Origin of the sequence: Butyrivibrio proteoclasticus B316 (assembly GCF_000145035.1) — a bacterium.
Taxonomy (GTDB): Bacteria; Bacillota; Clostridia; order Lachnospirales; family Lachnospiraceae; genus Butyrivibrio; species Butyrivibrio proteoclasticus.
Genome location: NC_014388.1, coordinates 51,604 through 62,500 on the forward strand (window position 1 = coordinate 51,604; position 10,897 = coordinate 62,500).

Sequence of the window (10,897 nt, forward strand, 5' to 3'; positions counted from 1 at the left end):
GATAAAATTTTTTTTCAGAAAGGCAATTACTATGTTTGGATTAAGTGAAAGAAAACAAGAACGACTTTATAAACAGGTTATGGAGAATGAACTAATTTCTGACAGGTCGTATAACATGTGGCTTGGAGGAGTAATTGTTTACGGACTATTGGTAAATATCTTTATTTGTGCCAGATTTACAGAAGTAGCACTTAGTATACATCCTCTGGCGCTTCTCATTGGTTATTTTATTTGTGTTCTTGCAGGAACATTTATTTCTGCAAAGAGTAGTGATCCTATTATCAGTTTTCTGGGATATAACCTTGTTGTAGTGCCAATCGGCCTGGTTGTTTCAACTTCTGTCTATTACTATGGAGGACTCAGATCAAATGTTGTACTGCTGGCTATGGTCTATACTGCAGGGATAACAGTTGTTATGATATGCTGCAGTATACTTAAGCCTGATTTCTTTTCCAAACTTGGAGGAGTGCTTCTGGGAGGGCTTATTGGTCTTATTCTCGTAGAGCTCATCCTTTTATTATTTGGTGTCGCTCAGTCCATTACTTCTTTAGCCGGCGCCATCCTTTTTTCTTTATATATTGGATATGATTACTGGAAAGCACAGCAATATCCTAAGACAGTAGACAATGCTGTAGATAGCGCACTTGATATTTATCTTGATATTATAAATCTGTTCCTGAGAATACTCAGTATTCTTGGAAATGGCAAGTCATCATCCAAGAAGAATTCATTCTGATAGTGTTCTTCAGGATAAAAAGTTTTATGTTTTCAAAGCTTATGGAGGGGATAGGAAATGCTTGAGATCAGAAATTACAGTAAATCGTACAAAGAGGGAGTAAAAGCTGCTGACAATGTATCACTTACAGTGGAAAGCGGCGATATATTTGGATTTATCGGACATAATGGTGCAGGTAAATCGACAACAATACGAGCTGTTGTAGGGGTTCTTGATTTTACTGATGGTGAGATATTGATAGATGGGCATTCTGTCAAAGATGAACCGATTGAATGCAAGCGTGTGACCGCTTATATTCCTGACAACCCTGATCTATACGATAATCTTACAGGTATTCAGTATCTGAACTTTATTGCGGATGTTTTTGATATCAGTACTACTGACAGAGAAGCTCGCATTAAAAAGTATGCGGATTTGTTCGAGATCACAGCTTCTCTGGGTGATCAGATAGGTTCCTATTCCCATGGAATGAAACAAAAAGTGGCCATTATATCAGCGCTGATACATGATCCCAAGCTTCTGGTCTTGGATGAGCCTTTTGTAGGCCTCGATCCTAAAGCAACATTTGTATTAAAAGAGATCATGCATGATATGTGCGCGCAGGGTACAGCAATCTTTTTCTCAACCCATGTTCTGGATGTTGCTGAAAAGTTGTGTAATAAGGTCGCAATTATCAAACAGGGTAAAATAATAGCATCGGGAACTATGGAGGAACTGACTGAGGGACATTCTTTGGAGGAAGCATTCCTGGAGGCAGATGGCAATGAAAAATAATATATTGCTTCTAAAAACTCTTTTGTTATCTACAAGTTATTCTAATATTTACAAACACTGTGATGATAAAAAGAAAAAGCGCAGGATTGTGGGTGCATACGTAGGCATGTTTATAGTTTATGCTATGATCATGGCCTATAGCTTTATAGCAACTTTTGGCTACGGAGCTGTTGGCCTTACAGGAGCCATTCCGGAGCTATGCGCATTGACGATCAGTTCCATTGCCTTCTTGTTTACCTTTTTTAAAACAAATGGTTATCTCTTTAACTTCAAAGAATATGATATGCTGATGTCGCTTCCTTTTGAGAGCAGAACTGTGGCAGGATGTAAGTTTTTATATATGTATGTAAAAAGCCTGCCCTGGTACTTGAGTATAAGTCTTGCGATGATGACAGGATATGGATTATTTGCCTTTCCTCCGGTACATATTTACCTTATTTGGCTGATACTATCACTCGTTTTGCCTATAATTCCCATGCTTATTGCAGCTTTTCTGGGATTTCTGATAGCAAAAGTGAGCGCTGGATTTAAGAAGACTAACCTGATACAAACAGTGCTTACCTTTATTTTTGTCATCTTCTGCTTTTCTTTAAGATATATTATCGATGCAGTGTTCAAAGAGGACAAGGTTGAGGACATTTTGTCGTCTACATCTGAAGTGATTGATAACGCAGCAGGATACTATTTTCCTGCGAAATGGTTTGAACTTGCTATTGATTCCGGAAGCATATTCCATGCGCTATTATTGCTGGGAGTAAGTGTGATTCTGTTTTCTGGGGTCTTTTATGTGGTTGGACAATCATACAGAAGCATCAATTCTGCACTTAGATCACGTAGTGCTGCCAAGAAGTATAAGATGACTCCACAGAAAAGACATAGCATACTAAATTCTATCGCATATAAAGAATTTAAGAGAATGACCGGTTCTACGACATATATTACAAATGTCGGAATGGGTGAACTTCTTGCGGTTATTCTGGGAGTAGCGACCCTTATTATGGGCTTTGACAAGATAGTCGGTGTTGTGACGCAGAACGCTCCTTTTGATCCAACAATCGTTCAGCCGGCGATTCCCTTTATAGTTTATTTCCTTATTGGCATGGTGGCTTCAACAGTGTGTTCACCTTCACTTGAAGGCAAACAGTACTGGATAATGCAAAGTCTACCCATAAAAAAAGAGCAGATTTATCAGGGAAAGATGCTCTTTAACATGTATTTGACCGTTCCATTTATGAGTTTTGGAATAATATGCCTTTGCATATCCGCAAAAGTGCCGGTTATCAATACTGTTTTGTACCTTATACTCGGAGTTATGCTATGCGCATTTTCTACAGCGTGGGGATGTGTATGTGGTATAAAGCATATGCGTCTCGATTGGGAAAATGAGGTGGAGGTGATTAAGCAAGGATCGGCAGTAGCTATATATATGCTTCCTAACATGTTTGTTGTTATGGGACTTGTAGTTGGGGTTATTTTTCTCGGAATGAAAATAAACCATGCAGTTCTGACACTGATATTTATTGTGGTTGTAGCGGCACTCGCAGGATTGTGTTATTTGAGAGCTTTATCATTAGCGAAAAAGGTCTGAGTTTTAATCTCATTTTTTACCTTTGGATGTAACTTTTTTTCATAATTATTATGTGTGGAAAAAAGAAAATTACTTATTGACTAGGCATATATCAGTATGGTAAAAATATAATCCGTGTCTTGTATAAATATTCAGCAAATCATGGACAGTGAATGAAATATTCGTTCAAAAGTCTATAAGTAATTGAAATAAAAGAGGTAAGAAATGGAAACAAATCAGTTAGCTGTGATAAACAGCACTAGTGATGACAATGCCCAGGCTCTTATAGTTGGTGTGCAGAATGAAACAGTTGCTATTCCGCTTTCATCTGTTTTAGCCATCGAAAATATTCAGACTTCAGATATCAGCCTTGTTGATCGTGAGGATGTGATCAATCATAGAGGAAGGGTTATTCCACTTGTATATCTTGATAAGATTTTTGAGCTTGAGGAGAGCAGTGAAGAAAAGGAATCAATTAACGTTGTAGTTTGTACTAAGGATGATGTTAATGTAGGACTTGTTGTAGATAAACTGTTTGGACAGACTGAGATTGAGAGTAAGTCACTTGGCCTTCTCAGTGACAATGAGTTTTTTACTGGCGTTTCTATACTCCCGGATGTGGATGATGTTGCACTTATCCTTAATGTTGAGTCACTTGTAGCATAAGGAGGTTAGAAATGGCAGAACTTGCAGTTTACAAAAATGAAAACAGAGATGAGAAGAAATATATCGTATTCAATATCAGCAAAGAAAACTATGGAATCGATATTTCTTCTGTTAATTCTATTATAGAAATGCCTCAGATCACAAATGTTCCAAGGTCACCTGAGTATTACAGGGGAATCATTAACCTTAGAGGCGAGATCATACCTGTTATAAGCCTTCGTCGTAAGATGAGCCTTGAAGATGATACATTTACAAGCAGTTCAAGGATCATTATTACAGATATTGAGGATGATAAGCAGGTTGGACTTATTGTAGATGAAGTAAAAGAAGTAGTAGCAATTCCTGACGAAGAGATCAAGGAGCCATCTCCTTTCCTCAAAGGAAGTGATTCTCTTATCAAAGGCGTTGGACAAAAAGACGACGATTTGATATCAGTATTTAATTTAGATGTATTAGTATGATTTAGAACCGGCAATTTTTTGAAAAAGAATTGCTGGTTTTTCTTATAATATTCATATAGTATTAGCTATGAATAAATATAAAGGAGAGAAACGGTATGAAAGCTTATTTCGCAGGTGGTTGTTTTTGGTGCGTTACCCCAATTTACAAAATGTATGGAGTTGATAAAGTAGTTTGTGGTTATTCCGGTGGAGATGAGCAGAACCCTTCATATGAGGATGTTAAAGCTCAGAAAACAGGTCATAGAGAGACTATAATGCTGGAATATGATCCTGAAAAGGTTTCATACGATAAGCTCTTGGATATTTTCCTGGCTAACGTGGATCCCTTTGACGCAGATGGACAGTTTATAGATAAAGGCTTTTCATACACTTTAGCAGTGTATTATACAACAGAGGAGGAGAAACTTAAGGCTTACACTAAGATTAGTAAGCTTGAGGCTGACTCCGGCCGGAAGGTACAGATTGCCTTGGAAAAGTTTAAGAGCTTCTACGAAGCAGAGGAATATCATCAGGATTATTATCTTAAGAATCCTGAAGCCTTTGAAAAAGAGCTGATAGAATCAGGACGTAAGAAGGGCTGAACAGAAGAATATAAGTAATAATGCATATCCAGGAGAACCAGAAGTTTTCTTGGATATTTTTTTACCTAAATTTATTGATAATTGTAATTTTATATCGTTCAAAATCGTATTGCATAAAATATAAACTATGCTATAATGACCTCTTGTTGCTGAATAATTATGCGTTAATAAATGATTGAATTTCAAAATGTGATGATGCAATACAGGAGGATTTATGAACAGAAAGTTACGGGCAATAACCCCGATAATACTGTCGGTAGCATTACTTCTTACTGCTTGTGGTAATTCACAAGAAGCCCGTTCTATCGGTAAGAAGGGATTGACCAAAGAAAATGTTGTAGCCAGTGTTTCTAAGGAAGCTGCAAAACCGGATTCTATAACGATCATGGTTGATGGAACTTTAGTAACCCAGGAAAACGGTAGAGATGAATTTGAAAAGAGATGGGAAGATCTTACAGGAATTGATCTTGTAATAATCCAGCCGGAGCATGATGTTTACTACGAAGAAGTATCGAAGGCTTTCGAAGAAGGAAACCTTCCGGATGTTGTGCTTCTTAGCTCTACATACTATACAACATATGCAGCGCAGGAAATGCTTGCAGACATCAGCCCATATTATAATGGCTCAGAATTACAGTCCAGAATAGATGAGGCTGGAAAGAGCTCGCTTATAGAGGGACTTGAAATAAACGGAAAGTTGTATGGAATATCTCCAACGAGAGGAAATGGCTGCGTTACATATATCAAAAAAGCATGGCTTGATAATGTCGGCCTTGATGTACCAACTAATTACGATGAGTATATGGAAGTATTAAAGGCCTTTACAGAGGGAGATCCTGACGGAGATGGCATAGACGGTAATACCTATGGTGTTTCAGCGGCAGGAATCATCAATAATGAAGCCCCTTACATAAATTATCTTCCTGAATTTTATCAGGATGCGTATCCATCTTTTTATGAAAAAGAGGATGGAACCTGGGCAGATGGGTTTATGGATGACGCGATGAAGGCTGCTCTTGTAAGACTTAGAGATGCATATTCAAAAGGCTATATGGATAAGGATATCGTTGAAAACGGTACTGGTGATTGCAGAGACAAGTTCTATGCTAACGAATATGGCATTTTTACATATTGGGCAGGAACATGGGCTAAAACACTGTCAGGAAAGCTGAAAGATGCAGGAGTAGATGGAGAACTTGTGACAATGCCTCCGATTAAGGAGACAGGCACTTACCTTGAAAGAGTTGCTCCTGTATGGTGCATAACCTCAGCTTGTGATAACCCTTCCGGCGTATATAAGTACTTTTTGGAAACTATGAATGATGGCGGAGAAATAGAGGAGCTTTGGACATATAGCCCTATTTCTGACAGTTATGCCAAGAATCATATAGATCACCTGCTTGCTACAGTAGCTCTTACAAATGATCCCGGAGCAGACAGTATCACAGAGGATCAGGCTAATGCGCTCAAAATTTTTAATGATAACAGTAAAATGGCAGATCTGCCTTATAGTACTGATGCGTATTCCCTTTATTACGAAGAACTAATGGGACTTAAAAAAGAGCTTATCAAAAAGGTTGTTGTAGACGGAGCAGATATAGAGGCTTCCTACGCTGAGTTTGAAGCAGCAAATGGGGCTTATATGTCACAGGCTATAGTGGATTCACTTAATGCGGAGTAAGGAGAAGGAACCAATGGAAAAAAGAAGAGGATTTAGATTTAGCATACGAGCTAAGATCACAATAGGAAGTATTTTGCTTAATGTTATTACCTGTGCAGTTATGGGTATATCAATATATAGATTTGTACATAATAGTTATGTTCAGAGCGCTGCAGAGAATACACTTGCTATCAGCCAGATTGCTGCTAAGCAGCTTAATGGTAATCTGCTTAGTTTATTGGAAGCAGGTGCCGACGACAGTTACGCTAATACAGTAATGCAGGAAGATATGGCTGAAATTGTCAGCTCTGCAAACGTTAGCGCTATTTATACAGTAGGAGAAAGATATGGCTCTTTAGTCTATCTGTCACGTCCTGCATCTGACAACGTCAGTATCGGAGCTGAAGTAGAAGCTGAATACAGAGAAAATATGACAAAAGCGCTAAACTCAAGCGGATATGTATCAACTGACATTCACAAAACTTCAGCAGGTGTTAACTATATTACTGCCTATGCTCCTATTTTTAATAAAAACGGAGAGACTGTAGGAGTGCTTGGAATAGATTATATTGTAGATGAACTGGTGGATTCACTTAATGCCATAGTTGAAACCACTATTTTGATCGGAGTTATTCTTTCCGTACTTTCAGCAATAGTTTCAATCATTCTCGCTGGCGGAATAGCAAAGGGGCTTAATAAAGTTGATAAAAAGATCAGCGATCTTGTCAGCAATGATGGCGATCTTACACAGAAGATTGATGTTAAGGGCAATGATGAGGTATCTGATATTGCAGACAGCATAAATAGTCTTCTTGAGTATATCAGAGAGGTTGTAAGTTCTATATCTTCAAGCTCTACCAGTCTTTCTGGTTCAGTAGAAACAGCTCTTTCTACTACTGTTAAGACCAATGACCAGCTTGACGGTGTGTCTGCTACTATGGAAGAGATGAGCGCAGCTATGGAAGAAACTTCTGCATCTCTTCAGCAGGTTCAGGGTTCAACAAGTAAGATCAAAGATGACGTACAGGATATGTATGTAAGTGTACGAGAGGGTACAGATTACGCTGGAAATATGGAACAGCGTGCTATGGAAATGAGAAAGAATGCTGAAGCTGAAACTGAGTCAGCTAAGGCAGCCGCTGATGACATGACCAATAACCTTAACGAGAAGATTGAAAAATCAAAAGCGGTAGAAGGAATCAGTAATCTTACACAGACTATCCTTGAGATTGCTTCACAGACTAATCTTTTGTCTCTTAATGCAAGTATTGAAGCTGCAAGAGCAGGTGAGCATGGTAAGGGATTTGCAGTAGTAGCCGGAGAAATCAGCACACTTGCCACAAATTCAGCTAATACGGCCAAACAGATCCAGACAATTTCTGATGAGGTTATCGGAACTGTTAGAGAACTTGCAGATGAGGCAACCAAGATGGTTGATTTTGTACGTGAGAAGACTGTTGGCGGATATGTTCAGCTCATGGATACAGGTCTTCAGTACCAGGAAGATGCTCAAAAGATATCTGAGATGCTTAGAAATGTTGAGAGAGCTTCTCATAATATAGAAAGCTCAATGAATGTTGTTTCCGAGGCAATGAATGATGTTTCGACGGCTGTTGATGAGAGCGCAAGAGGAATCAGTGATGTAGCAGGTGCTGTAGCAGAAATGTCTGATAATATGAAGCAGAATAAGGATGTAGTTAATGAAAATGCTAATATTGCTCAGCAGCTTGATGATGAAGTAAATAAGTTTAAATTCTGATTTATTATGTAACTATAAAGCACTTTCGCTTATATTGAATTTGCCCGGGTTTACATTTTACAGAAAGATGTATTGTTTAAACGCAGCTACACAGAGGTTATTATCAATAACTTCTGTGAGGCTGCGTTTTTGTGATACGTGGAAATATCTTTGAAATTCCTATCTAAAAAAGAGCGCTCCGCAACATATTTGGGTTGCATAAAATTATATTTGACAATATACCCTATCGGGGTATATTATATGTATTACAAGATACCCCACAGGGGTATACTGAAAGGGAGATAATTATGGCAGATATTGCAAAAACCAGTGATGAAGTACAAGTGGCATGCCCTCATTGCTCTGGCAAGACCAAAGTGAGAGATGATAAAGAATACAAGGACCTTATGAACAGGCTAAAGCGAATAGAGGGACAGGTCAGAGGCGTCGAGGGAATGCTGGAAAATAATGCTTATTGCACGGACATTCTGACTCAGGTTTCTGCAATAACTTCTGCGCTTAATAGTTTTAACAAGGCACTTCTTGCCAATCACATGAGAACATGTGTCGTTGACAACATCAGGGAAGGCAACGAAGAGGTAATTGATGAACTTGTTACTACCCTTCAGAAGCTAATGAAATAGGAGACTGACGTAAATGGAACAGTATAATGTTACAGGAATGAGCTGCGCTGCATGCCAGACGAGAGTTGAGAAAGCTGTAAGTGCTGTCAGCGGAGTAGAGAGTTGCGCAGTAAGTCTTTTGACAAATTCCATGGGTGTAGAAGGTACCGCACTTCCCCAAGATATAATAGCTGCAGTAGAGGCTACGGGATATGGCGCAAGCCTTAAGAATAACAGAGAATCCGGAGCTGCTGCTACATCAGAAGATTCGCTCGAGGATAAAGAGACGCCTAAGATGAAAAAGAGGCTGATTGCATCGGTAGTTCTTTTAATACCGCTTCTGTACGTTTCGATGGGACATATGTTGTGGGAGTGGCCCTTACCCGGATTTATGGATGGAAACCATGTGTCTATGGGACTGTACCAGCTTATTCTTTCCGGTCTTATAATGGTGATCAATCAGAAATTTTTTATAAGCGGCTTTAAGGGACTCCTTCATAGAGCACCGAATATGGATACGCTTGTAGCACTTGGCTCTGCAGCGTCATATATATATAGTGTGGTTGCTCTTTTTGCTATGACAGGTGCAGTGCTTGATAATGATACTGAACAGGTAATGTATTACATGAATCAGTTTTACTTTGAGGCTGCAGCGATGATACTGACGCTGATAACAGTAGGCAAAATGCTAGAGGCCAGATCTAAAGGCAAGACTACCAATGCACTAAAAGGATTGATGGATTTATCACCTAAAACTGCAGTTGTAGTCAGAAATGGCGTCGAAAGTACAGTACCTGTTGAGGCAGTAAGGGTTGGAGATAGATTTGTTGTAAGACCCGGGGATAGCATACCGGTGGATGGTATTGTTGTAGAAGGAGAAAGCGCGGTAAACGAGTCGGCGCTTACCGGAGAAAGCCTTCCGGTGGAAAAAATTACAGGCGATATTGTATCAGCGGCAACTATAAACACATCAGGCTATATGGTGTGTGAAGCAACAAGAGTTGGAGAAGATACTACTCTTTCAGCTATTATTAAGATGGTGAGTGATGCGGCAGCAACTAAGGCTCCAATTGCCAAGATAGCGGACAGAGTGTCAGGTGTTTTTGTACCTGTCGTGATAGGAATTTCAGTTGTAACGTTTTTTGCATGGCTCCTTGCGGGGCAAAGCGTAGGCTATGCTGTGGCCAGAGCTGTATCGGTGCTCGTAATAAGTTGTCCATGCGCGCTTGGACTTGCTACACCTGTGGCTATTATGGTGGGAAACGGAGTAGCTGCCAAGACAGGCATTCTTTTTAAGACAGCAGCTTCTCTTGAACAGGCGGGCAAGACACAGATTGTGGCTTTGGACAAGACCGGAACCATAACTACAGGCGAAATGAAGGTGACAGATGTCATAGCTTCAGAAGAAAGCTCTGAGAAAGAGCTTCTAAGAGTTGCCTATGCACTTGAGTCTAAGAGTGAACACCCTATATCTAAGGCTGTAACGGCTTATGCTGCTGAAAAAGATATACCGCTTGAAAACACCGCTGAATTTGAGGTTTTATCAGGAAATGGTTTGCAGGCTTTGCTAGGAAGCGACCGTATATATGGCGGAAATCTTAGTTATATAGAAAAAATAGTTGAACTTATCAGTAGTCAGAACAGAAGTTTTATAGATAAGCTGGCCAGAGAGGGGAAAACACCGGTTTTGATTGCCAGAAATGGCAAGCTTCTAGGAATCATAGCAGTATCCGATGTCATAAAAGAGGATTCACCTCAGGCAATTTCCGAGCTTAAGAATATGGGAATTCATGTTGTGATGTTAACCGGCGATAACGAGATTACTGCATCAGCAATTGCAGCTCAGGCCGGTGTTGATGAAGTTGTTGCATCGGTTAAGCCAGATGGTAAGGAAGCCGTTATTAAACAGCTGATGGAGCATGGCGTGGTTACTATGGTTGGAGATGGAATAAATGATGCTCCGGCTCTTACCAGTGCTGATCTTGGAATAGCGATTGGAGCAGGAACAGATGTGGCAATAGATGCGGCAGATGTGGTACTGATGAAGAGCAGTATACGTGATGTGGCTGCAGCAATCAGAATATCCAGAAA

10 protein-coding genes (1 of these 10 cut by a window edge) are annotated in these 10,897 nt (G+C 39.6%); all 10 read left to right on the top strand.

The window, feature by feature from the left end; translation table 11 throughout:
• The first annotated feature begins 79 nt into the window (after window positions 1-79).
• On the top strand, window positions 80-736 hold the full coding sequence (locus BPR_RS15260; RefSeq protein ID WP_143754369.1) for a Bax inhibitor-1 family protein: 657 nt from the start codon (window positions 80-82) through the stop codon (window positions 734-736).
• A gap of 57 nt (window positions 737-793) precedes the next feature.
• The gene (locus tag BPR_RS15265) at window positions 794-1,510 is read left to right on the top strand and encodes an ABC transporter ATP-binding protein (protein WP_013282386.1); all 717 of its coding nucleotides are present in this window, start codon (window positions 794-796) and stop codon (window positions 1,508-1,510) included.
• Window positions 1,500-3,098, top strand: coding sequence for a putative ABC transporter permease subunit (locus tag BPR_RS15270; RefSeq protein WP_013282387.1), 1,599 nt, complete (start codon window positions 1,500-1,502; stop codon window positions 3,096-3,098). Before BPR_RS15265 ends, BPR_RS15270 begins: the two co-directional genes overlap by 11 nt.
• A 204-nt stretch (window positions 3,099-3,302) precedes the next feature.
• On the top strand, window positions 3,303-3,743 hold the full coding sequence (locus BPR_RS15275) for a chemotaxis protein CheW (protein ID WP_013282388.1): 441 nt from the start codon (window positions 3,303-3,305) through the stop codon (window positions 3,741-3,743).
• Between the two features lie 11 nt (window positions 3,744-3,754).
• Complete coding sequence (locus BPR_RS15280; protein ID WP_013282389.1) at window positions 3,755-4,204, top strand: chemotaxis protein CheW; 450 nt, start codon at window positions 3,755-3,757, stop codon at window positions 4,202-4,204.
• Between the two features lie 95 nt (window positions 4,205-4,299).
• Window positions 4,300-4,785 (top strand): peptide-methionine (S)-S-oxide reductase MsrA, encoded by a 486-nt coding sequence (gene msrA, locus BPR_RS15285; protein WP_013282390.1) that lies wholly within the window; start codon window positions 4,300-4,302, stop codon window positions 4,783-4,785.
• A gap of 214 nt (window positions 4,786-4,999) precedes the next feature.
• Window positions 5,000-6,466: an extracellular solute-binding protein gene (locus BPR_RS15290; RefSeq protein WP_013282391.1), complete on the top strand. Its 1,467-nt coding sequence runs from the start codon at window positions 5,000-5,002 to the stop codon at window positions 6,464-6,466.
• Between the two features lie 13 nt (window positions 6,467-6,479).
• Window positions 6,480-8,204, top strand: a complete 1,725-nt coding sequence (locus BPR_RS15295; RefSeq protein ID WP_013282392.1) for a methyl-accepting chemotaxis protein — start codon at window positions 6,480-6,482, stop codon at window positions 8,202-8,204.
• Between the two features lie 287 nt (window positions 8,205-8,491).
• Entirely contained in the window at window positions 8,492-8,827 is a 336-nt protein-coding gene (locus BPR_RS15300) for a metal-sensing transcriptional repressor (protein ID WP_013282393.1), read from the top strand.
• A 13-nt stretch (window positions 8,828-8,840) separates the two neighbouring features.
• A protein-coding gene (locus BPR_RS15305; protein ID WP_013282394.1) for a heavy metal translocating P-type ATPase crosses the window boundary here: on the top strand, window positions 8,841-10,897 show its 5' portion. 490 nt of this gene lie beyond the right edge of the window; only the first 2,057 of its 2,547 coding nucleotides appear in the window; its start codon is at window positions 8,841-8,843; its stop codon lies beyond the right edge, outside the window.